Below are 23,338 nucleotides of genomic sequence, written 5' to 3'. Positions count from 1 at the left end.
ACTGAAGTAAGAAAGCTTCCAAGTTCTTCTTGGTCAGACGAGACGTCTGACTTGAGTGCCGATATAAACTTTTTAACTCGGCCATGATTCCATCGTCACTGCCGAACATTACAGCTAGCTTGACCTCGCCACGGAACCTGCTGAAAGAGGCGGCAGGCGAACTGACCTCCGTGACCAACCGCATGACCAGAAGCCTGCGCGCATTGGGGGGCACGGACAAACTTGACGAGGCTCGAAAATACCCGAGCCAGCTCTCCGACGCATTGTTGCTTCAGCATATGTTGACGAAGTGCGTTGGAAAAACCGCTCAGTGCATCGATAAAATCAGCAGCCTCCAGTAGGTCAAAATGACTCCCACCTTGTTTACTGTATTAATCTCTTTCACGCTCCTGCTGAGTGCCTGCAGTGAACGTGTCGAGCTCCATCGGCAATTAACAGAACAAGAGGCCAATGAAGTTGTAGCAGAGCTGGCCGACAAACATATTCGCGCCACTAAAGTCCCCGCAAAAGATGGCGTTACCGTGGTCGTCAATGCCACCGATATTGCGCGCGCCGTGCGCACGCTGGAGGCCGTCGGGCTGCCTCGGACGGCACGCGCTACGTTGGGCAACACCTTTCGTAAAGAAGGCGTCATCTCGACGCCGCTGGAAGAACGAGCACGCTACATCTATGCGCTGTCCCAGGAACTGGAAACCACTTTATCGAACATTGATGGGGTCGTCGTCGCCCGAGTACATGTGGTACTGCCTGAGCGTGTGGCTCCGGGTGAGCCTGTACAACCGGCCTCCGCGTCGGTGTTCATCAAACATGATCCGCGGCTTGACCCCGACAATATCAGGGCACGTGTACGCAGACTGATTGCCAGTAGCATACCAGGCATGGCCACGGCGCTCGAAAACCCGCAAAAACTGACAGTGGTATTCGTGCCTGCGACGGCTTATCTGGAGCAACAACGTTTAGCCTATTTCGGGCCATTTCTGATTCCGGGCGATGACCTCGGTTTCTGGCGAACCAGTGTGATGGTCTCGCTGCTCGCCTTGGTGCTTATGGTTTCAGCGGCCATATTCTGGCAAAAGCGAAAGCAGCGAGTCATGCAGGAATCCATTTTGCGCACTCAAACGCACGCGCAATCCCCTGACGTGCCCGCTCATTCAAACAATGAGTAACCTCGCATGGGCCCAATGGTGGGCTGCCCCCTGGTTATACGCGCACGCAGACTGGAGAAGCACCAATACCCATGCGGCACTTGTAGAACTCCATCGCAGCGGGCAGGTAGCAACGGGTACACATTACGACATTGCCTCCTGCCTGCCGCCAATGCCTGACCCCGCATTACTTCAACTTGCCATTGCGTCAGGCGAGCAACTTGATCTGGGTCTCGCACTGATTGACGGCATCTGCCGCCCCGCCTATGCAGCAGCATTGGATGCGCACCATCTGCTGTGGTGTAACAGCCTGTCCAAAGCTCTGCCTCCTGATCTCGTGCAACCCGATAACGATCCGTTGCAGTTGTTGCGCTCGTGGATCTCTCCTGCGACCTGGCAACGGCTCAGACTGCGCTTTCCCCGCCGCCGCGTGCTTGAGCTGGAAGACAAGCCACCGTCGCTCAATGGCTCGCACAGCCGTCTTGATACCCTCTGGCATGCCGTGGTGTGGCGTATAGGCGCACTGAACCACAACGGCAGCGTTTCTGAGTCATGGGCACATGGAGATTAACGATGTTATGTCGACTCACAATCAGCTCTCAGGGCGCAACACCACCCCTCCCGGGAAGCCTGATCTCCCGTGAAATCCTGGCACGTTATACCCAGGCCGGTGACGTGCTAGAACAAGCAAAGGCTGGGGCCAAACAATTACTGAGGGAGGCACACGAGCAACGGGAACACCTGCTTGAAAAAGCAGGGCTTGAAATATGGCAGCGTGCCGATGCCCAGTTCAAACGCTGGGAGGCCGAGCGCCAAGTCCTGTATGACAACCTCGAACAATACGCCACCTCAATTGCCAACCAGGCTATTCGCCTGTTACTTGAAGAAACGCCCCCACTACAACGCATTGGAGCCCTGATCAAACAACTGCTGGCCTGCCACATTCCTGCGATCAAGGCGACATTGGTTTGTAATCCACATGAACTTGAGAAGGTGAGGCAATGCCTTGGCAGCGGCGGTGGCCATCACTGGACGCTGCACGCGGAAAACACAATTGAGCCTCAAACGCTGATATTGAAAACCGACGAAGGCGATTTTCGTATTGACTGGATCTCCATGGTCAACGCCATCATGAAAGACGATGAAGGCCTTGTGGAAAAAGGCGATCAAGACACATTTCATAACATATAGACAGCTACATATGGAACCATTTCGAAATAAAAGCCATAAAGGGATACATACCCACAAAGGCACCTCACATGAACTTTTTCGACGGCCTTAAACAGAGACTTATCAAAGAAGCAAAATTCGTTAAATACGAAGTCGACTCTGCGGCAGAAGATTTTTCCGGGTCAGCGCAAGACGCGGACTTATTTTATGAACTCTTGATAAAACATCGTAAATCCGAATACCTCGTCAATGAACAAACCCGCGTAAATTTCATGATGATGAAGTCAGGCCTGGACAGTGCACAGTAACGTGAAGCAGATACTTACCGAGTGTTTGAGGAGCGGCGTCGGAGCGTTTAGGTTATTCGAGGGCGATGACGAAGTAGTCCTGCGTCACTGTTCGGACGCTCTGCAGCTAAGTGTCCAACTGACCCAACACCCACCGAATGAAACATTGCTGATGACCTGGATGCGACTGGGAGGGATCAGCCTGGCTCACTTTCCGGGTGCTCTCGCTCAATGCCCAGCCAGCGGTGAACTCTGGCTTATTCACTGCCTGCACAAACCCTGCGACGAACCGCTGCAGCGCTGTATCGAATCTCTGCTCAACCAACGCGATACCTGGCGTGCCACTTTTGCGCGCCTGAACAAGCCGGCCCAGCCATTCAGACGTACCACGCTACGTTCGTTGTTGCACTAATCAGGGAAACACCTATGTATAACAACATTTACAAGCGCAACAGCTTGCGCATTAATCCGCCTGAAACTTCATCAGGACGTTACCACCTGAGGTACCTGATGGCGCTCGCCTGTTTGCTCGTTCCGGTGCACAGCGCTTTTGCCGCCATCCCCGCAGAATGGAAAAACACCGCCTACGCCTACGAGGCCGACCACAAACCCTTACGCGAAGTACTCGAAGACTTCGCCCAGACCTTCGGCACGCAACTGCAGATCGAGGGGCTGCTGGAGGGGGACGTCAACGGCAAGATCCGCGCGAACACCCCGCAATCCATGCTGGACAGGCTGGGCGTCGAGCACCGTTTTCAGTGGTACCTCTACAACAACACCCTGTTCATCAGCACGCTGGATCAGCAGGAGTCCGCGCGCCTGGAAGTCTCGTCGGAGACGATTGCCGATCTTAAACAGGCCCTCACCGATATCGGCCTGCTCGACAGCCGTTTCGGCTGGGGCGAGTTACCGGAAGACGGCGTGGTACTGGTCTCCGGTCCCAAGCGCTATATCGAACAGATCAAGCAGTTCAGCAGCCAGCGTCGCTCGCCGGATGAAAAGCAGAGCGTGCTGAGTTACCCGCTGAAGTTTGCCAATGCCGCGGACCGCCATGTGGACTATCGCGGCGAGAAGCTCACCGTCCCCGGCGTCGCCAGCATTTTGCGGCAGCTATTGGAACCCCGTTCCGCCTCGTCGCTTTCTGCATTGAACCAACGGTCCACCTCCCAACCGGCCCCCCTCACGCCGAACGTGCCCCGGCTGGGCAACCCGCTGCTGGGCCAGATGCTCGGTGCGAATGGCAATATGGGGCAGTTGGACCCAGGCCCGGCGCTGACCCCGCGCGCTCCGGTATCCAACAGCCGCATCCGCGTCGAAGCCGATGTGCGCAACAACGCCGTGCTGATCTATGACTTGCCGGAACGCCAGGCCATGTACCGGGAGCTGATCACTCAACTTGACGTCGCGCGCAAGCTGATCGAGATCGATGCGATCATTCTTGATATCGAACGCACGCAATTGCGCGAATTCGGGGTGAAGTGGGGCTTCCAGAACAGCCGCTTCCGAGGTGGCGTCAACATGGCACCCGGCACCTCGTCGCAGTTGTCGATTGGAAGCCGTGACCGTTTCAACGCCGATATCCGCGCGCTGGAAGCCAAGGGGCTGGCGACCATGGTCTCGAACCCTTCGGTGCTCACCCTGGAAAACCAACCGGCGGTGATCGACTTCAACCGCACCCAGTACCTGACGCCCGGCAGTGAATACGCCACTATTCTGCCGGTCACCGTGGGCACCAGTTTTCAAGTCGTGCCCAGGGTTACCACCAGCCGCGGCGTTCATCAGATCCATCTGGCGGTCGATATAGAAGACGGCAATTTCGACGAGAGCAACCCCGACCCGAACCACCTTGATGTACGCCGAGGCAAGGTCAGCACCCAAGCCGTGATGGAGGAAAAACGTTCTCTGGTCGTCGGCGGTTTTCATGTCACGCAAAGTACCGACAAACAAAACAAAATCCCCCTGCTGGGGAATATTCCGCTGTTGGGCAAATTGCTGTTTTCCTCGACCGAGCGCCAGAACAATCGGCGTGAGCGCTTGTTCATCCTTACACCACGGGTCATCGGCGACCAGGACGACCCGTCGCGCTACTTGCCACAGGCCGACCAAGCCGAATTACAAGCCGCCCTCACCCCACTGGCCAGGCGCTATTCGCCTCACGAGCCGGTGATCAAGCGCAGTGACATCATCAGCACCCTGGCGCGCCTGGTCAGTGGGGAAGTGCCCAAGGCGTTCAAGTCGGCGCCGATGCCCCTGGGGCTCAGCACCTTGTGCAGCACCCGTGACTTGCTGGCGTTGAATACCGAGCGCAGCCAATGGTTCGCCGGCCCCGAGTACAACGTGGCGGTCGTGGTGCTGCGCAACCAGTTCAAACGTAATGTGCGTATCGACGAAAAGGAATGCAGCAATTCGCAGACCCTGGCGGTCACCGTATGGCCGCGCGCCTGGCTCAAGCCGGGGGAAGAGGCCGAAGTCTTTATCGCCATGCGTCCCGTGGTGAAGGACGAACACCTCAGCGTGCCGCGCCCTTCCCTGATCACTCCAGCTCAGAAGGCTACGCCATGAAACTCAGACTCTTGTGCATGACCCTGATCGGCGCAGCGGTGCTCATCACCGGCTGTACTCCCACCTGCAAGGGTGATTCGTGCTCACGCCCGCAATCGTCCAAGGACAAGATGGTGATCTGGTGGCCGCCGCAGATGCGCGTCGAGCCCGGCCCCGCCGGCGAGCGCGCGGATTACCAGACGGTATCGCTGGAACGGTGAGGCCTCAACCTATGTCCGATCGACGCCAGGTATTCCTGGACGCCCTGATGAGCGGCACTGCCGCTCACCTGCCCCTCGCGCAAGGGATCAAGGTCTGCGCATTGCATGCGGGAAACCGGCCGGGACTGGCCCTGCAGGTGGCTCGCGAAGCCGTGCAGGCCGGGCAATTGCAGCGTGTATTGGAACGACGCTTTGAGCAGGCTTTGGCGTTCGACGGCTGTTTTGTCTACCTCGACGCCCAGCACGCCCTGGTGATCTGGCACGCCATGCCGGCAAACACCAGTGAGCTCGACAGGATCCTCAGCCGGATGCTGTCGCTGGCCAATCTGCAAACCCTGGACTCGCCCACAAGCCGCTGATCAACGCTGCTCAAGCTCGGGCAGCTCCAGGGTTTCGCGCTTGGCTTCATCATCCAGCTCTCGCAGGGTGCGGTAGATCAGAGCCACGGCCTGCAAGGTTTCCCGGGGGATACTGGCCCCCAGTTTTTTCGTGTAGAGCGTGCGGGCCAGCCATACACACTGGATCACCGGCACATCGGCCGCCTTGGCGCGACGGATCAATTTGCGCGCTTCGTCGTCCGTGCCTTTGCTCACCAGCAGCGGCAGCGGCGTTTTACCGGGGCGGTAATACAAGGCGACCGCAAAGTGCGTCGGGTTGACCACCAGCATGTCGGACTCCTCCAGCTTGGGCAGCTTGACCTTCGGTTCTTCCTGGGCCAGTTGATAGGCCAGCGAACGCCTTTGGCCTTTGACATGGGGGTCGCCTTCCATGTCCTTGTACTCTTTGACGACCTCCACCTGGGTCATGCGCATGCGCTTGGCGAAAAAGTGTTTCACCATGACCAGGTCGATGAGGGCCAGTACCAACAGCATGCCCAGGCACACATGCAGCAGGTGGCGGAACAGCGCGATCAGCGCAAGGATGTAACTCTGCAGATCACTGGTGGCCAGGTTGATCAGCGTACTCAAGGACGGGCGGACGACCACATACACAATCAACCCGATAAGACAGGCTTTCACCACACTCATCACCAGATTCATCAACTGCTGGGCCGAGAACATTTGCTTGATTTGGCTGATGGGGTTGAGACGGTTGAAATCCAGTTTCAGGGTTTCGGGGGCAAACAACAGTCCGAACTGCATCCAACTGCTGATCAGCTTAGTGGTAATCGCCACGCCGGCCATCAACAGCGCGAATGAAAAAAACACACCCAGCCCTTCAAACAGTACTTCTTCCAGCGCTCGCACAAAGGGCTGGTCCAGGCGCGATATCGGCAACAGCATCAACTGCTGGAAGCGCTGCAAGCTGGTTTCGGCGGTGGCCAGGGCGATCTCGCTGATGGCCGTGAGCACCATCAGTTTTGCCACATCCTGACTTTGCGCGACCTGGCCTTTCTTGCGTTGGTCACGCAGTTTCTTGGCGGAAGCCGGGTGCTTTTTTTCGCCTGAATCACTCATGGGCTAGCGACCTTGATCAACACTCCCAGTGAGTGTTTGAGGTCACCCAGCAAACCCATGCGCCCGACGATCAGGTCCTGCAGCAGCGCGAAGTACAGCAGCAGGATACCAATACCCGCCAGGCATTTGACCGGGGGCGCCAGCGTGCTCACCTGCAATTGCTGACTGTAGACCCCCAGCAACGCAATACCGAACTCCAGCAACAGCAACACCGCGATAAAGGGCGCGGCATAGAGCAGCATGTGTGTGAAGGTATCGCCCAATACATCGACAAACAGGCTCATGCCATTCGCCGCAGGCAGCGGAAACCATACGGTAGCAGGCCAGATCAGGTAACTGTCCCAGATCACCTGGGTCAACGCGCCCAGCCCCAGGGTGGTCATCAGTAAAAAAATCGCCAATTGCTTGAACATATGCCCCAGCGGGGTGGCGTCCGGCCCCAGCGAAGGGTTGAGCTGCCCACCGGCCAGGGCGCCGCGCTGGTTATCCAGCAACGCTCCCACTCCCTCGAACAACCAGAACGGCATGGACAGCAGTACCCCCAGCAACAAGCCCAGGGCAATCTCCTTGAGCACCAGAGCGCCGAATATCAGCGCCGAATAGTTCAGCCCTTCCATCGCCGCGTGAATACCAGGCGCGGGCAGCAGCGCCATGACCATCATAATGGTGCCGCGAAGCCTGCCGCGAATATGTTGAAAACAGAACGCCGCCACTAGGATGCCACAGGGGTAGATACGCGCCATGCCGATGAGCAAGCTGGGCAGATATTCGAGATAAAGCAGCATGGGTAGGCCTCAGTTCAGGGCCGAACGGCCGATCATGTCAAAGGTCAGGTTGATCAGTTGGATCAACTCCACGCCGATCCAGCGTCCGGTCATGATCAGCGTGACCCCCACCGCCACCAACTTGATCCCGAAGGGCAACGTTTGGTCCTGCACCTGCATCAGCGCCTGGACCAGCGACGTCATGACCCCCACCACCACCGCCACAATCAACGGCGGTGCCGACAGCACCACCACCAGCAACATGCCCTGTTTGAACAGCACGATCGGTTCCATAAGCCACTCAGAGATAGGAAAGGAACAGGCTGTCGAGCAGACGCGACCAACCGGACACCATCACGAACAACAGCAGTTTGAGCGGTAGGGAGATCGTCATCGGCGAGACCATTTGCATGCCCAACGCCAGCAACAGGTTGGAAACAATAAGGTCAATGACAATGAAAGGAATGTAGATCAGGAAGCCGATCTCGAACCCCGCCTGCAGTTGCGACAGTACAAATGCCGGGACCAATAGGATCAGGTCTTCGCGCTGCACCTCTTGCGCCATTTTCGCCGGCCACAGGCGCGCAGTGTTTTCCAGCAGATGCGTCAGCACATCCGGGTCCACATTGCGCAGCATGAATGCGCGCAACGGTTGAATCGCCTCACTCCCTGTCTGCAGAAACAGTGTCACGTTGCTTGTGTCCAGAGGAGCAGCCTTGACGGTCTCGGCGATTTCGAAACCGACCGGTGCCATGATGAATAGCGTGGCTGCCAACGCGATGCCGTTGACCGCCATGCTCGGCGGTACCTGCTGCACGCCGATGGCGTTGCGGGTGATCATCAGCACAATGACTATCTTCAAGAACGATGTGCAAATGATCAGCAGCATGGGCATCAGCGACAAACCGCCCACGAACAGCGCCAGGATGAGAGGGTCTACCCCCTGAAATGTCATCGTCCGAACATCACACGGGACAGCTGCAAGCCCAGCCGCCCGTCGACTTCCACCAACTGCCCCTGGCCGATGGGCCGGTCGCCGTAATAAAGCCCGGCCATGCCCGGCGCATAGCCGGCGATGCCCAGCACCGCACCGGGCGCGAGGTTGCGCAACTCACCCAGGGTCAGGTTCAGCGTGCCGCAGCGTACGTTCAACGCCATGCTCAGCTCATCGAACGGCTCGTGACCGAATACATCCACCACGGGCTCGCCGTCCTCATCCCCAGGGTAGTGGGGGGCTATGAATTCTTCGTCCACAGACGTGTCCTCGATTGAAGTAAGGGTCAGGCACAACGGCCCGCTGTCATCGTCAATGCACCCGTGCAGTCGCCGGGTGCCCAGCTGCAGGTAACCATTGCCCTGGGCGCGAAAGAACGTCTGCTCGAGCACCAGCACGTCACCGGCGCGCAGGCTGCGGGCTTGCGCGATCGGTAACTGCACGCGCCCAAGGGTCACCGCAATGGCCAGTGGAAACGATGCCGGCAGCGGCGCGGCCGTAGCACGCCATGGCCCGGCTTCGCACAACGCCAGGAAGCTTTCGGGGGTCAGCCACACATACCCCTCGACCCGGGATTGCCCCAGAGTCACGCTGAGTCGGCAGCCGAACGCTTTGGGTCGCGGGGCCTCCAGCAATCGTACGTAGCCCAGCAGCGCTATTACCTGAGGGCTCAGGTGATGCTGGAACAGCGCCCAGAACCAGGAGTCCGGATCGTTGCCGGATGGGGCCAACGTCACCGGGCATTCACCCAACAGGCTGAGCAACGGCCCGGCCTCAGCAAGCGCCAGCACACCGCACACGGTTTCGAAGCACACAGCCTCGCCCGCTGCGGGAGCACGGCCCGGTTCGAGCCGTAATTGACCACGCTGTTCGGCCACCTGAAACGGCAGGCAGAGGCCACGCCCGAGTCGACGACGCGCGGCAACCGTGTCGCCCTTGACCGCAGGCAAGCTCAGCAGCGGCAATATCATGCGCGGCCGACAGTAGACAGGTGCAGGCTGACCGGCTGCCCCAGCGCCACCGCGAGCCGGTCCTCACAGGGTTGCCGTACGCCACTGAGCCAGCGCGCGGTCGCATCCTCTTGCGCTTCCAGATCGATACTCCAGGCGCCCTGCTCGCGGCGTACGCGGGCGTTGATCCGCCCCAGACGAGGCACGTACAACACGGCCTGAAGCGGCCATTGCGAGACAGCTTGAATACGAGGTGCCAAGTGTTCGGCAATTGCCTCGATCATGGCAATGCTGTCCCCCCCCTTCGTACCCGACAGCGAAGTGTGCGCACCCGAGCCGTCCCCGTCATCGGTCCACAACTGCGCGAATAACCGCGTCAATTCCGCCGGCACCACGCCCGCGGTTCCCGACTCACGGTCCTCTCGCGCTTCACGCAGGCGTGGACGTTCAGCGGGTTTATCTGAAACCTGGGTCATGTCGGCTCCTGCGCCAGTAAAAGAGACAGTTCTTGAAGTTTTTCCACCTGACGCAGGCATTCGGTGACTTGTTTCTGGGCACTGCCGACGCGGGTTTGCTTTTCTTCCCGCTGTCCCTTCAATGCCTCCAACTGGCCCATTTCGCGGCGGGTGTTGGCAGACAGCGAACGCTCCTGTGTTCCCCAGGATTTCAGGGCCTGCATGCTCAGAACCTGGCCCTGGTGCCGGCTGAGCAGCTGTGCACTTTGCAGGGCTTCCTCCTGCCGGGTTTGCTCAAGCGCATCCTGGGCCTGCTGGATATGCGCCAGCAGCGCCTGCTGGGCCCGCTTCGCTTCGCGCAGGGCACGTTCGGCCCGGTCAGCCCGGTGCCGACGCAGGCGCCGCAGCGTCTCGACCTCACCGAGCAGTACGTCAGAATGGGACATTGGCCGTCAGCTCCTTGAGGTGTTCCAGCGTGGTTTCCATCGATGCGGGCTCACGCAAGTCCTGGCGCAAAAAACCATCGACAGCCTGGCGACTGTCCACTGCCAGGTCGGTCAGCGCGTCGCTGCCCGGCTGGTATTCCCCCAGCTTGAGCATCAGTTCGATCTGCTGGTAGGCCGACAGCAAACGTCGCAACGCCGTACCCGCCTGGATATCCGCAGGCTCGGCGACGTTGCTCAAGATCCGCGACAGGCTCGCCAGCACGTCCACCGCCGGGTAGTGCCCACGCTCGGCCAACTTACGGGACAGCACGATATGGCCGTCGAGCAGCGAGCGAACTTCGTCGGCCACCGGGTCATTCATGGAGTCTTGCTCGATCAGTACGGTGTAGATCGCGGTGATCACACCTTCACGGGTCAACCCCGCGCGCTCTACCAGCCGCGGCAACAGGCTGTACACCGAAGGCGGCAGGCCGCCGCGGCCCAGGGGTTCGCCGGCGGCCAGGCCGATTTCGCGCTGGGCACGGGCGAAGCGGGTCAGGGAGTCAATCAGCAGCAATACCCGTTTCCCCTTGCGCCGGAAACCTTCAGCCAATGCGGTGGCGGTAAAGGCTGCACGTGCCCGTTCCATGCTGGAACGATCGGACGTTGCACACACCAGTACCGCTTTGGAGCGCAGTTGTTCGTCGAGTTCATGATCGAGAAATTCGCGCAGCTCCCGGCCCCGCTCGCCGATCAGGCCGAACACGATGACATCGCAATCAACGTTACGGGCGATCTCGGCCAACAACGTGGTCTTGCCGCAGCCGGCTCCGGCGAACAGGCCTACACGCTGGCCTTCGCCCAGTGTGAGCAAGCCGTCGATCGAACGCACCCCGGTGGCGAGCGCGCGGCTGATGCGTGGCCGCTCGGTGGGCAGAGGCGCCTCGCACAGCACCGCGCTGGAATCCGCAACGTGCGTCTCGACAAACGCACTGGGGCCTTCCCCCGTAATCGGCCGGCCGAAACCATCCAGCACCTGGCCCAGCAATGCATCGTTGACCTGCACCCGATGCGAAACACCAAGACGCTCCACGCCGGCCCCCACTTGCACGCCTTCCAGGTTACCCAAGGCACTGAGCACGGCGTCCTGTTGATCGAAACCGATGATTTCCGCCAGCATGTAGTCGCCAGGCTTTTTTTCTACCTGGCACAAATCGCCAATACGCGCCTGAGGCAGCCGGCACTGCAGCAACATGCCATTCACGCGCTGGATTCGACCGCGCATCGTCACGGGCGCGAAGGTGGCCAACGACCGGGCCTGGCGCTGCTGCCAGGCGTCGAGACGCGCTTGCAGTTCGGCGTTCACCAGCGCACCTCATAACGTTGAACGCCATCGAAGACCACTTTGCTGTTGTCGATCAGCACCAGGCGCAAGCCATCCACTTCATCCCCGACAAACAGTCGGCTGCCCTCCTCCAGCACCACGTGGCCATTGGGCCCGCCCACGATCTGCACAATCTTGAACGGCAGCGTCCCATCACGTGCGCGAACACGGCTGATCACTGGCACCGCGCTGTCGAACTGCTCGCCAAAACGGCTGAGCATGCGCGCAACCAGATCCACGTCATCCTGTGACACGTCCCCACCGAGCGCGACTTGCCCATTGATCACTTGCAAGCTGATGCGCTGGCTCAGCTCCCGCTCGTTGAGCATCTTCAACAACTGCTGGCGCACCTCAAAGGGCGAGGCCAATTCATGTTTCTGCGCCACGGGCGGCATCAACGAAGCCTGGGCGCCAGGCTCCCCGGTGGACGCCATGCCCACTACGATGAAGATGACCGTGACCACCAACACCAGGCTGATCAGGCGCTTCTGCTGCGATTGCGAAATGGTCGATAACTTAAGCGTTCGCACCGGCTCGTTGACCTGCGGCGGCACCGAAGGCGCAGGGTCTGGCGCCTGCGGCCAGGGCTCATCAGCCGAGGTGACGCACAGCCGCACGCTCCCCACCGAAAAGGTGACGTTCAATGCAAGGTGTGCGATCTGTGCCAACGTCTGACCATTGGCATCCTGCAACAACCCCGCCTCGGCCTGCACCGACCAGTTCGAATCGATGAGTCGCAGCCGCGCATGCTGCTCGGCGATGCCTGGATCGGTCAGCACCAAGTCAGAATCGGCGCTGGCGCCGATGCTCCATTGCTCGCCAAACAAGGGCAGCGCAGCGCCCTGATGGCGCCCATCAAGCACCCGCAGCTCGAACATCATCAAACCTTCCGTGCCGGACATGACCAGCCCCTCATGCCACCGCACCGCGCATCAGCTCATCCTGGCCAAGGTCGAAGCGTCCCAGCACCTTGACCTTGGAGGCGCTGCCCAGTTCGGCAAAAGACAGCACCGGCACGTGATTGAATTCTTCCACCAGCAACGTGCGCAGCGGGCTGCGCAAGTCCTGCGCCACCAACATCACGCTCTTGAGTTTCGGACGCACGGAAAAGGCTTGATTGAGCAGCCCGACCAACGCCGCGCTATGTTCGTCCTCCAGGGCGAAGAACACCCCGGTCTGGGTCTGGCGCAGGGCTTCGCGCAGGATGTTTTCGGTCTGCGGCGACAGTAACCAGGCATGCAGACCGTCGGCTTCGCTGTACTGGTGGTAGATCTGTGCTTTAAGCGCAATGCGCGCGTAATCGGCCAACGCGTCCGGCTCACGTTCATGCTGGCCGTACTCGATCAACGACTCGACAATCAGCCGCACGGCCCGTAACGGCACACCTTCGCTGGCCAGGCGTTGCAGCACCGCCGAAAAGCGCGACAGCGGCATGATCCGCTGCAGTTCCTGAACCAATTCCGGCTGATTGTGCTCCAGCCAGCTGAGGATCGACTTGCTCTCCTGAACCCCCAGGAATTGCGGCCCGCTGAGCATCATGGCTTGTTTCATGCGCTCAACGATCAGGCTCGCCGCGCTGAAGCGCTCCAACTGCGGGTCGTCGAGCAGCGGATCATCCGGCGCCAGCCAGAGCCAATCCTGCTCATCGCGTTCCGCAAGCCCAGGTATGCCGCGCTCCGGATCAACCGTCAGGGCCTTGCGCTCAACCGCCACATGGTTGACAACCGACGCCTTGACCATCGGCACTTCATGCACGCAGAAGCGCATTTCATCGTCGGCCAATGAGTCATCAAGCTCAACCTCGAACGGTGGCAGTGTCAGGCCAATATTGGCGACCAGCGCATTGCGGGCCTGGCGGATCGAATGAATAAGATCCGTCACTTCAGGGGTCCCCCGCAGCACCGGTGAGAACTGCAACAGGTAGGGCCTGGACGGATCGAACCCGCGCAAGTCTTCACGGCCGTTCTCTTCGGGGCGCACCGCTTCGGCGGTTTCTGCTTCGGGTTGCTCCTGCCGTTGGCGCTGGCGCATCAGGTAATACCCCAGGCTGCCGGTGATCAGCGCGATGAGAATAAACACCCCGGTAGGCATGCCAGGTACCGCGGCAAAGGCGAGCATCCCCACGGAGGCGATCATCCAGCTCTTGGGCTCGCTGGTCATTTGCCGGGCAATTTCGGCGCCCATGTTGCTGACGCCCCTGCGCCCGTCCGGCGCTACACGGGTGATGATCATGCCGGCGGTAAGGGAGATCAGCAGCGCCGGAATCTGCGCGATCAGGCCATCGCCGATGGTCAGCACCGAATACAGCGCCATTGAATCGGCAGCGCTCAAGCCGTGCTGGAACATGCCCGTGGAGAAGCCCCCCAACAGGTTGACCACGACGATGATCAAACCCGCAATGGCGTCACCCTTGACGAACTTCATGGCGCCATCCATGGCTCCAAACAATTGACTCTCACGAGACAACTGCTCGCGTTTGTCCCGTGCCTGCATGCCGTCAATCAGGCCGGCACGCAGGTCGCTGTCGATGGACATTTGCTTGCCGGGCATCGCATCCAGGCTGAAACGCGCCGCCACTTCGGCCACCCGCTCCGAGCCCTTGGTGATCACCAGGAAGTTGACCAGGGTCAGGATCAGGAAGATCACCATCCCCACGGCCAGGTTGCCGCCGACCACAAAATTGCCGAACGCCTCGACGATGTCACCAGCGTCCTGCTCCAGCAGGATCAAGCGCGTCGTCGCAATCGATAGCGCCAGGCGAAACATGGTGGTCAACAGCAGAATCGACGGGAACGACGAAAATGCCAGGGGGCCCGGAAGGTAGAGCGCCAGCACGATCAGCAGGCACGAGATGCAGATATTGAGCGCGATCAGAATGTCCACCAGCCAGGTGGGCAGCGGCACGATAAAGATGAATACGATGGCCATCACCACCACGGCGCCCAATACTTCGGCGCGCTGCGCCACCTTGAGCAAAAAGCGGTTGATGGCCGAAAGCGCAGTCACGCCATGGCCCCCAGCTCACCTGGAAAACGTGCAGGGCCGCGCGTTATACGGTCCATTTCTCCGATCACCGCCAGGAAACTACGAAGGGTTTCTTCGCGTACCCGGCTGTCGAGCCACAACGCCAGTGGCAATTGCTGGACCAATGGGTAGAGCGCATTGAGCGAGACCAACTTGCGCTCGTCAGGGCCGCCTGCCAGTTCATCACCGATCCGCAGGATTTCAGCCGCTGTGATGCCGGTGCCGGCGAAACTCAGCATGCGCTGCAGCAGGTTCACTGCGTCGTGATCTATACCCAGGCGCTCGACCAGCGCATGACAACCCGCCAACACGCCGCTCAACTGTCCACAGCTCTGCAGGCCCAGTAACAAGCTGCGCAACAGAGGTGTCGGCATTGAAGACACCTTGGCCGCGATGTCGTCCGCCAAGGCTTTTCGCATCACCCTGAGCCCGTCGCCAAACCGCTCGCCTCCGTACACCCCCAGCAGCGCTTGCATCATCGTCGCCAACGATTGTCGTGTAACCACACTGGCGTAGTAGAGCGTACGCAGCGCCTGGCGCTCCTGCGGGTCGACACTGGCCGCTTGCAGCGCCAGAGCGATGTTCAGGCCGGCCTGGATCTCCCCTTTGAAACGGACCTCCAGTTTGGCGATGGCATCCCGCGCCAAGGCCGCTTCGGAGGGTCGCACCTCGGCGTCCGCCTGCGCCGCCACATGCGTCAGGACGACGAACGCGCGCGCGGGGTCGCCCTCGGAAAGCTCCAGCAAGTCTTTAACGTCAGCGCGCTGGCGTAACGCTTCCCTTGCCAGCAACGACATCATTGCCAGGGTCTTCTTGGCCGGATGCCCCAACTGGCGATACAGCTCCGCCATTTTTTCAATCGGCGGCACGCGCACGCTCATCTTGCGCTGACTCAACGGCTGACTGTTGTTTGCCACTTCCTGATTGAACAGGTGAGCGAGTTCATCCACACCATTGACGGGCACCGGCGTAGAGGTCTGGATGACAGCAGGTTGATCCAGTAGTTGGACCGTTTGCACATCGGAAGAGGATTCGACTTTCATGAACAGACCTGCACAGGAAGAGTGTTTCCCTGTGTGGCAAGACCCACTCAAACGGTTCCATCCCGTCGGATCCCACGACGAATTTGAAAGGACTTGCACAGAGCTTCAGGGCTCTATGCCAATCACTGCACAAAATCATCTTATTTCTAGATATTTATCATTATAAATCAAATAGTTATTGAGTTCATTTCCTTGGCATAGCCAGCGCAAAAGGGGTTCCCGTCGATACCTTTTCGACTGCGTCTACTCCAAGGAAATAATCATGAATATCCCTATTGAAGCTTTAGCGCACCTCGTTGGCAGCTCGCCTCAATTCATGCTTCACCTGACGGACGATCAGCAAAAAAAACTTCGGCGCTTCATTCACAAGCGCGTACTCAACCCGGAAGATGCCGATGACCTTTTGCAGTTGACGTACCTGGAAGCCTGGCGCAACCGGGAACGTTTCAGCGGCAATGCGACGCTTAGCACCTGGATGTGCGGTATTGCGCAAAACCTCATCCGCAATCACTTCAGGCGCTTGTACGCCAAGCCCGTGCATTGTGAATTCGATGAGGCCTTGTGGCATGGGCAGGACGATAACCACAACCTGGACTGGGAGTTCGAGGTCAACCGTCGCCTGGAAAAAACCCTCAGCGCTATCGACCATCTGCCGGTGGAAATGCGCAAGACACTGTACGCCTCGCTGGAAACCGACGGCAGCTATCAGGACACGGCGGACGCTCTGGATATTCCTATCGGCACTGTTCGTTCGCGTCTGTCCAGGGCGCGCGAACAACTCAAACGCGCCACTCATAACTCGCAGTATCCTTAAAGGCAGGCACCGCGTTGGGTGGCAGGGATATCTGCCCAACGCGATCAGGCTTTTTTGCTACTCGGCAGGGTGAATCGCCGGCCACTCGTCGCCCGAGTCCGGCGATTTACCTTAAACAGTTGAAAGCGTAGATAAAAATTCAAAATAAATACTTGACGCATTCCCGTTCTACGCGAATAATGCGCGCCACTTGGCTACATAGCTCAGTTGGTTAGAGCATAGCATTCATAATGCTGGGGTCCGGGGTTCAAGTCCCTGTGTAGCCACCAAGTACTAAAAACGGCTTACCGAAAGGTAGGCCGTTTTTTTATGCCCGTTGCCAACCCCTCCCGTAACAACCCTTCATGCAACGGAATTCGGCGTCCTTATACGCTGATCCGCCAAGTCAATCGTCAGGTCAGGACGTGGCAAGGGATTCAAGGTGTCGTTCAAGTTCATTCGCAACGGCTTATCCGCATTCGCCCCGTACTCGAAGTCCACGTTGACATGTTTGTGAGTGTGACTGAGCGTAGCGCTGCTGGAAAAACTGAGATTCGTCACGGCTGGCACCGACATGGCATGTGACTGGCTGGCGGTGTAGCTCATGCTCATGCTTTTGACCCGCAGGTTGCCGGGATCACTCAGCGCACGCTTGATCAAGGACTCGGTCCGTTCACCTGCAAGGTGGCTACGTTCGATCGTACGCAGAATCTCTGGCTTGAGCTCCATGCCCAGCCTTACTGAGGTGCCGTCGCCCCGCTGCAGCTGCTCGATTATCTGGGCAAACTGTGGGTCATCCTGAAGCCACTCTACGATGGCTGTCTTGTTCGCCGGCGCGACATCGTCCAGCCAGCCATACCGCCCATTGTCACGCAACCCCACACGTGTAACAGAGGACTCGACCGAGGCCAACTGACGTAGACCGCCATTCATCAAATCCTGTTGGGTCATTAACGTGTCCAGCGCCTGGCTGATAGCGTAATAGTCATCCGGCTTTGTCGCCAAAGGCGGATGAGTCGCAAGAAAACGTTGCAACGTAGCCAGTTGTTCATCCACAGATCCCTGCGCACCCGACGGATCAGTGCCGGCCAAGTCCCGTCTGAATTGTGGTGAATAGCGTGACAGGCTGTGCTGAATGCCGTCGATCTGAGATTGAGTCACCGATTGCGGCGCCTTGAAAGAAAAACTGAAGGCCTGTGACTGCCCACGATCAAGTTTCACCATGACTGATACTTCCGGCAAAGCAAAAGCGGCCGTCGCTGGCCCGCCGGCTTCGGCGCTGCCCAGCGCCAGCGCATTGATCGGCGCGAAGTTGGCCCCCACACCCCCCTGTCTCAGCCATTGCGCACTGCTTCCCTCGCCGTGGCTGGTGCCCGTTGCAGAGCGCGTGGTGGATTGGCTCTTGTCCGCGTGCGCAACGTTAAGGTTACCTACCACCCCGATACCGGCGCGTATCACCGAGTCCAATTCGGCAATGTCCTCCTGCGGGCTATACATCAAACGCAACTGCGCGAGCACATCCAGATTAACGTCAGCACTGAGTTTCGAGCTTTCGCCGGCCGCGTGTTTCTCTCCCAGCGCCAGTAAGTCGCGCAAACCACCAGACTGCCCCATCAGGATCGACATCATCTTGCCGAGGTCCGCCTCCTTCACATCAAAGCCGATGCTGGAGCCTTTGTTCTTCGCAACGGCAGCCGTCAACTCACCCGCAACCCGCAAGCCTGGCCCCACGGCACCGCCCCCTCGGCCCAACGTCGCTCCCCAGCCCACGGAGCTGGCCAGGCGCCGCATATTGTCCGTGCTGATCTCCACCCTCGCGCCGGTGTCGGTACGGCTGATACTTACGCCATGGGTATGCGACTTGGAGGCTCCCAGAAAAAACTCCACCGGCGCCACAGGTTTTATTCCGGTCACCATCAACCCCAGGCTTTTGCCTTGGGTCCGGCTGGGGCTGAGGGTCTGGCCGCTGTCCAGCTGCTGCACCTGGTGGGTCATTGCATCCTTGATGGATGCATCGACGGGCAATCCCAGCAGACTCGAAAGGTGCCAGTGCAAGGCCGATCCTGGTGTTCCAAGGTCTTTGGCCAAGAGCTTGAAGTTGTCATACAGGGATTCGGCCTGCTCGTAACTGGCGATATTCTGGCTGGACAGCTTATGGATCGGGTTCTCTTCAAACCCCCTCATCACCGACTCCGCCGACGCTTGAATTCTTTTCAAGGCACTTGGGCTATTGCCGGAAACGCTGTCGAGCTCCTCGGCGATATCGGCCAGTTGCTTTAGCGTATCGGCATGGTGAATCAGGTCGGCCTCGATGATTGCCGACGGGTGACCGAGATCTCGCTTACGCTCCGGCTTCCACTCGGGCAGCATCAAGCCTTGCCCTTCGAAGTTGGCCAATAGAGCGGCCGTTGATTTTCCCGGCGAAGGCGTAACCCGTTTGAATGCTTCATACAGTTGGTGCAGCGCCGATTCAGCGCTCGGCATCGTTCGACTCAGCGTGGGCTGTGGGTCAAATGTCAGTCCATGTACATCCCCCAACAAGCGGGCGCTTGACTGACTGCTGTCTTCTACCCTGGCCAACGCCTGGCTGAGCTGTTTGGCCAACGCTTGCCGCGGTCCGGATTCGCTCAAAGCCATCAGGCGAGCGCTCAGGTCAGTGGCAACAGGCCTGGTTTTGGAGAGGGGTTTGAGCTGTTGGTGCAGTTGCTTATCGGCAGCGTAAACGTCCTCCAGTCCCCGGCGCCCTTTAACGTAATGTTGAATGGATTTGCCTTTCTCACCAAGGGCCTCCAAGGGGTGAAAGTGGGCGTTGATGCCTTGGAAAAAACTGCGTTTGAGCGGCACACCTTCACGGGTTTGCCCCATCACATTGCTGCCCACCGTCAGCGCGCCGTCTGATACCGGCCTGCGCATTTGAGAGGCCGTCAAGGTATCGGCCAATAACGGTACCTGCGTCGCCGATCTCAATGGCCCCCACTCCAGTGCATTCGGGGCCGCCTTGTCCAATCGATGGAATTGCTTGTCCCAGCCGCCAATCAGGTGCTTGTCGGCTCCCATTCGCAAGGACTCCAGAGACTGTCGCTCCGGCAACTTAAGCTTGGTCCAGTTATGTGCGGCGCCGTCGCTGCCCTGCCAGGCCTGGCGATCCAACCTGAATAGCCCACCGTCTTGAGTGTGCGTATAGAGATTGGCTTCATGATCGAGCGCCAGCGTTTTTATCGCCAGAGCAGGTGAAAGCCGCAATGGGCTGACCACCCCATCCACGCAGACCTGGAGTTGATGGTCTTTATTGACGGTTACAAAATTGCGGCCGTCGGCTACAGCGAAGCCGCTGACGGGATTCCGGGAGTTCCCGGCGAGCACCTCAACCAGTGAGACATTGGGACGTGGCTTGGGGAGCGTACTTAATTCATAGCTGGCGCCCTCAAAGACCGGATCACGCACTTTTTGGATCGTCACGGCTTTGAGTTGCCCCTCTTGCAGCGCGTAGGCACGTCCGTCCAGCCCACGCTCCAGATGAGCCACGTTCTGTTGCGCTGTGTTGTCCCAGCGTTGCGCTCGTGGATCCCAGCTCAACAATTTGCCGGAATCAAACGCAACCTTGCCCCGCTGTCCAAGATCAATCGCCGTCGTCAGCGCCTGCTGGCTGGGCAAGGGCAGGCCTTTCTCGATGCCCTTGACCCACACGTCGCTCAGGTTCCACTGCGGGCGCAGTCCGTTAGCCTCACCCAATGGCGAGCTGTGCAATTGCCGACGGGCATCGCGAACCTGAACGTTAAGCTGCCCGGCGTCATCATGAAAGAACCCCTCGACACGCACGGCGCCCTTTAACGCCTGCTCCATTGATTCGAGCGATTGCCCCGTCATCGCTAACACGCCGTCGCGCGCCAGGCGCACATCCGCACGCAGCAGTTCACCGTCGACCGTCGCGCCATACAACGCAGTGCCAGCCAAGCCGATTCGCGTGAGCTGTACAGGTGCGCCGTTTTCATCAACCGGACGTACCACTGCCGAGTCTGCGCCATGAACATGCACAACCGACGCGCCCTGTGCCTGACTCAACACGACCGAGGCGCGCCCCTCTGCGCTGCTGTCCAGCGAACCCTGGGGGGTCTTCAACAACTGCCCCTCACGCGTCAGCCCGAGACGGCTGTACGCCTGGTTATCGGCGTCGGGCAACCAGGACAGGGCGAGCGGCTCAAAACGATAAAGCCGCCCTTCCTCCAGCCGAAACTGTTTGCCCTCTGCGGTTGTTTGCACACCACTGATGCTCCCCAGGTGCGCCCGGCCGGGAGTGCTTAAAGACGCTACCGAACCTTCGCCACCGGCCGTGTCAGGCAGGCTGCTTTTAAAGACCCCCGCAACGGCCGGCGTGGGCTGAATATGAAACAGGTGATGTCGCTCGTCCTTGAAACGCAATGTGTTGCTGCCCGCGACAAGGCTGCCGTCAGCCACATAGTGCTTGTCTGGCGCGTTGAGATGGCTGGCGATATCGCGCCCGACCAAGCTCCCGTCAGGCTCCAGGCGCCCGCCCTCCAGGCGGATATTGCAAAGCATTGAAGCGGCGTTCAGCGATTGATAGTGGGGTTGCGCCATGACAGGCACAGCAGCTTGATTGGAAGTCGAATTATCGTTTTTGACCGGATTGAACGAGGGCTCGATAACGTCATGCAGCGACTTGATACCGTCTAATTTTCTGTGCATAACAGACTCCGGAATCAGATTGATCACAGTTGACTTGTGGGCACCTGCATTGCGTTGGTTCCAGTGAAGAAAAACAAATCACCCCGGAACGCCCGATCCTCTGCTGCGGTAAAGTCCCCATGGAAAGGCCAGAACATTCTCAACATGAACGGAGTTCACCGCGTGCTTTCAATTTCCCACCGTCAACTGCCGATGATTGCCATAGCCCTGGCTCTGGTCGGCTGCCACACCCCCATCGCTGAGCAACCGCCGGCACCGGAGCTGGGTTCGGGCTATCGCGCCAACCTCGCCCCCCGCCACGCCGAGCGCCATATGGCTGCTGCCGCCAACCCACTGGCCGCCGAAGCCGGGCGCGAGATGTTGCGCCAGGGCGGTTCGGCGATTGATGCGGCGATCGCGATGCAAGCGGTGCTGACCCTGGTGGAACCGCAGTCCTCCGGCATCGGCGGCGGTGCGTTCATCATGCTGTGGGACGGCGCAAACGTGCACGCCTATGACGGCCGTGAAACCGCACCGGCCGGGGCGACCGAGCGGTTGTTCCTGCAGGCTGACGGCAAGCCGGTGACGTTTGCCGAGGCCCAGATAGGCGGCCGTTCAGTCGGCACGCCTGGCGTATTGCGGGCACTCGAGCTGGCGCACAAAAAAACCGGCCGACTGCAATGGGCCAAGCTGTTCGAACCGGCGATCCGGCTCTCGGAACAGGGTTTCGCCATTTCTGCGCGCCTGCACAGCCTGATCGCGGCGGATCGCTATATCGTGCAATCGCCCGAAATGGCCGCGTACTTCCTGAATGCCGATGGCACCCCGAAAGCCACCGGTACGCTGTTGAAAAATCCGGCGCTGGCAGACGTGTTCAAACGCATTGCCAAGGAAGGGCCGGATGCGCTGTACCGCGGACCGATTGCCGATGAAATTGCGCGCAAAGTGCAAGGCCATCGCAACGCGGGCAGCCTGTCCCTGGCGGACTTGAAGGGCTACACCGCCAAGGAACGCACGCCGCTGTGCACAGACTACCGGCAGTGGAGAGTCTGCGGCATGCCGCCGCCGTCATCGGGCGGCGTCGCCATCGCGCAAATCCTGGGTACCTTGCAGGCGCTGCAAGCTCGCGACCCGGCGCTGGCCATCGCCGCGATGCAACCGGTGAAAAGCCCATCGCCGGCCGGCCTTGAGCCGACAGCCGACGCCGTGCACCTGCTGGCCGAAGCGGGTCGCCTGGCCTTCGCTGATCGCGCGCTCTACGTTGCCGACGCCGATTTTGTCCCGGTGCCGGTCGCCGGCCTCATCGCCCCGGACTATCTGGCCAAGCGCGCTGCGTTAATCGGCGAGCGCAGCATGGGTATCGCCAAGCCGGGCTTGCCTGCGGGCATCCAGGTGGCATACGCGCCGGATCGCTCGCCGCTGCGCATCTCCACCTCGCAAGTGGTGGCGGTGGATGACAGGGGCGGCGCCGTATCGATGACCACGACAGTGGAAGCGGCGTTTGGCGCCCATGTCATGGTTCAGGGCTTCTTGCTCAACAACCAGATGACCGATTTTTCGTTCATTCCCGCGGAAGATGGCCAGCCCGTGGCCAACCGTGTCGAGCCCGGCAAACGCCCGCGTTCGGCCATGGCGCCGACGCTGGTGTTCGACCGCAAGAGCGGCGAGTTGCTGGCCACGCTCGGCTCGCCCGGCGGCTCGCAGATCATCGAGTACGTGAGCAAGTCCCTGGTGGCGATGCTCGACTGGAAACTCGACCCGCAAGCCGCAATAGGCCTACCCAACTTCGGCAGCCGCAACGGCGCAACCGAATTGGAAACCGGTCTATTCAGCCCTGCGTTGAAACAGGCACTCAAGGACAAAGACCATGCGCTGAACGAGATCGAGATGACCAGCGGCATCCAGGCCATCGTTCGAACACGGGACGCCCAGGGCAAGGTGTCGCTGATCGGCGGCGCCGACCCAAGGCGTGAAGGCGAAGCGCTCGGCGACTGAACATTTC

The 23,338-nt window shown here is 59.7% G+C and carries 21 protein-coding genes and 1 tRNA gene; 10 read left to right on the top strand and 12 right to left on the bottom strand.

Annotation, left to right across the window (positions count from 1 at the left end):
• Window positions 1–347: 347 nt before the first annotated feature.
• From sctJ to BLL36_RS08635, 7 genes are all read left to right on the top strand, one after another.
• Entirely contained in the window at window positions 348–1,166 is an 819-nt protein-coding gene (gene sctJ, locus BLL36_RS08670; protein ID WP_076951054.1) for a type III secretion system inner membrane ring lipoprotein SctJ, read from the top strand.
• A gap of 151 nt (window positions 1,167–1,317) precedes the next feature.
• Entirely contained in the window at window positions 1,318–1,716 is a 399-nt protein-coding gene (locus BLL36_RS08665; protein WP_231998945.1) for a type III secretion protein, read from the top strand.
• A gap of 2 nt (window positions 1,717–1,718) precedes the next feature.
• Complete coding sequence (sctL, locus tag BLL36_RS08660) at window positions 1,719–2,336, top strand: type III secretion system stator protein SctL (RefSeq protein ID WP_076951052.1); 618 nt, start codon at window positions 1,719–1,721, stop codon at window positions 2,334–2,336.
• A gap of 68 nt (window positions 2,337–2,404) precedes the next feature.
• Window positions 2,405–2,623 carry a hypothetical protein gene (locus BLL36_RS08655; RefSeq protein ID WP_076951051.1) on the top strand — a complete coding sequence of 73 codons (219 nt, stop codon included), beginning with the start codon at window positions 2,405–2,407 and terminating at the stop codon, window positions 2,621–2,623.
• Window positions 2,624–3,028: 405 nt separating this feature from the next.
• Window positions 3,029–5,164 (top strand): type III secretion system outer membrane ring subunit SctC, encoded by a 2,136-nt coding sequence (gene sctC / locus BLL36_RS08645; RefSeq protein ID WP_076951049.1) that lies wholly within the window; start codon window positions 3,029–3,031, stop codon window positions 5,162–5,164.
• Window positions 5,161–5,364, top strand: coding sequence for an HrpT family type III secretion system protein (gene hrpT / locus BLL36_RS08640; protein ID WP_076951048.1), 204 nt, complete (start codon window positions 5,161–5,163; stop codon window positions 5,362–5,364). The genes sctC and hrpT overlap by 4 nt, the downstream gene beginning before the upstream one ends.
• An 11-nt stretch (window positions 5,365–5,375) precedes the next feature.
• Window positions 5,376–5,723, top strand: coding sequence for a transcriptional regulator (locus tag BLL36_RS08635; protein WP_076951047.1), 348 nt, complete (start codon window positions 5,376–5,378; stop codon window positions 5,721–5,723).
• Here BLL36_RS08635 and sctU read toward each other — a convergent pair whose 3' ends face one another.
• From sctU to sctW, 11 genes are read right to left on the bottom strand one after another with little or no spacing between them, the layout of a single operon-like run.
• Window positions 5,724–6,821, bottom strand: a complete 1,098-nt coding sequence (sctU, locus tag BLL36_RS08630; protein ID WP_076951046.1) for a type III secretion system export apparatus subunit SctU — start codon at window positions 6,819–6,821, stop codon at window positions 5,724–5,726.
• Window positions 6,818–7,606, bottom strand: a complete 789-nt coding sequence (gene sctT, locus BLL36_RS08625; protein WP_076951045.1) for a type III secretion system export apparatus subunit SctT — start codon at window positions 7,604–7,606, stop codon at window positions 6,818–6,820. The genes sctU and sctT overlap by 4 nt, the downstream gene beginning before the upstream one ends.
• A gap of 9 nt (window positions 7,607–7,615) precedes the next feature.
• On the bottom strand, window positions 7,616–7,879 hold the full coding sequence (gene sctS / locus BLL36_RS08620) for a type III secretion system export apparatus subunit SctS (RefSeq protein ID WP_076951044.1): 264 nt from the start codon (window positions 7,877–7,879) through the stop codon (window positions 7,616–7,618).
• A gap of 7 nt (window positions 7,880–7,886) precedes the next feature.
• Window positions 7,887–8,540, bottom strand: coding sequence for a type III secretion system export apparatus subunit SctR (gene sctR, locus BLL36_RS08615; RefSeq protein ID WP_076951043.1), 654 nt, complete (start codon window positions 8,538–8,540; stop codon window positions 7,887–7,889).
• Window positions 8,537–9,550, bottom strand: coding sequence for a FliM/FliN family flagellar motor switch protein (locus BLL36_RS08610; RefSeq protein WP_076951042.1), 1,014 nt, complete (start codon window positions 9,548–9,550; stop codon window positions 8,537–8,539). Before BLL36_RS08610 ends, sctR begins: the two co-directional genes overlap by 4 nt.
• Window positions 9,547–10,005 carry a type III secretion system HrpP C-terminal domain-containing protein gene (locus tag BLL36_RS08605; protein ID WP_076951041.1) on the bottom strand — a complete coding sequence of 153 codons (459 nt, stop codon included), beginning with the start codon at window positions 10,003–10,005 and terminating at the stop codon, window positions 9,547–9,549. Before BLL36_RS08605 ends, BLL36_RS08610 begins: the two co-directional genes overlap by 4 nt.
• Window positions 10,002–10,430, bottom strand: coding sequence for a type III secretion system stalk subunit SctO (gene sctO / locus BLL36_RS08600; RefSeq protein WP_076951040.1), 429 nt, complete (start codon window positions 10,428–10,430; stop codon window positions 10,002–10,004). Before sctO ends, BLL36_RS08605 begins: the two co-directional genes overlap by 4 nt.
• Entirely contained in the window at window positions 10,417–11,775 is a 1,359-nt protein-coding gene (locus BLL36_RS08595) for a FliI/YscN family ATPase (protein WP_076951039.1), read from the bottom strand. Before BLL36_RS08595 ends, sctO begins: the two co-directional genes overlap by 14 nt.
• Window positions 11,772–12,671 (bottom strand): FHA domain-containing protein, encoded by a 900-nt coding sequence (locus BLL36_RS08590; protein ID WP_076951453.1) that lies wholly within the window; start codon window positions 12,669–12,671, stop codon window positions 11,772–11,774. Before BLL36_RS08590 ends, BLL36_RS08595 begins: the two co-directional genes overlap by 4 nt.
• A gap of 34 nt (window positions 12,672–12,705) precedes the next feature.
• A complete protein-coding gene (gene sctV / locus BLL36_RS08585) occupies window positions 12,706–14,799 on the bottom strand; it encodes a type III secretion system export apparatus subunit SctV (RefSeq protein ID WP_076951038.1) in 2,094 nt (697 codons plus the stop codon).
• Window positions 14,796–15,860, bottom strand: coding sequence for a type III secretion system gatekeeper subunit SctW (gene sctW, locus BLL36_RS08580; protein WP_076951037.1), 1,065 nt, complete (start codon window positions 15,858–15,860; stop codon window positions 14,796–14,798). Before sctW ends, sctV begins: the two co-directional genes overlap by 4 nt.
• A 262-nt stretch (window positions 15,861–16,122) precedes the next feature.
• On the opposite strand from sctW, the gene BLL36_RS08575 reads away from it, so the two are divergent.
• Together BLL36_RS08575 and BLL36_RS08570 are read left to right on the top strand one after the other, a co-directional pair.
• A complete protein-coding gene (locus BLL36_RS08575; RefSeq protein ID WP_076951036.1) occupies window positions 16,123–16,674 on the top strand; it encodes an RNA polymerase sigma factor in 552 nt (183 codons plus the stop codon).
• Between the two features lie 192 nt (window positions 16,675–16,866).
• A tRNA-Met gene (locus BLL36_RS08570) sits at window positions 16,867–16,943 on the top strand.
• A 73-nt stretch (window positions 16,944–17,016) separates the two neighbouring features.
• On the opposite strand, the gene BLL36_RS08565 is transcribed toward BLL36_RS08570, so the two are convergent.
• A complete protein-coding gene (locus BLL36_RS08565; RefSeq protein ID WP_076951035.1) occupies window positions 17,017–21,357 on the bottom strand; it encodes an AvrE-family type 3 secretion system effector in 4,341 nt (1,446 codons plus the stop codon).
• A gap of 144 nt (window positions 21,358–21,501) precedes the next feature.
• Here BLL36_RS08565 and ggt point away from each other — a divergent pair, with 144 nt between their 5' ends.
• Window positions 21,502–23,331 (top strand): gamma-glutamyltransferase, encoded by a 1,830-nt coding sequence (ggt, locus tag BLL36_RS08560; protein WP_076951034.1) that lies wholly within the window; start codon window positions 21,502–21,504, stop codon window positions 23,329–23,331.
• Window positions 23,332–23,338: the final 7 nt, after the last annotated feature.

Origin of the sequence: Pseudomonas cedrina subsp. cedrina (assembly GCF_001983175.1) — a bacterium.
Lineage (GTDB): Bacteria > Pseudomonadota > Gammaproteobacteria > Pseudomonadales > Pseudomonadaceae > Aquipseudomonas > Aquipseudomonas cedrina.
The sequence above is the reverse complement of the archived record's forward strand: the minus strand, read 5'-3'. Positions and strand labels throughout refer to the sequence as shown.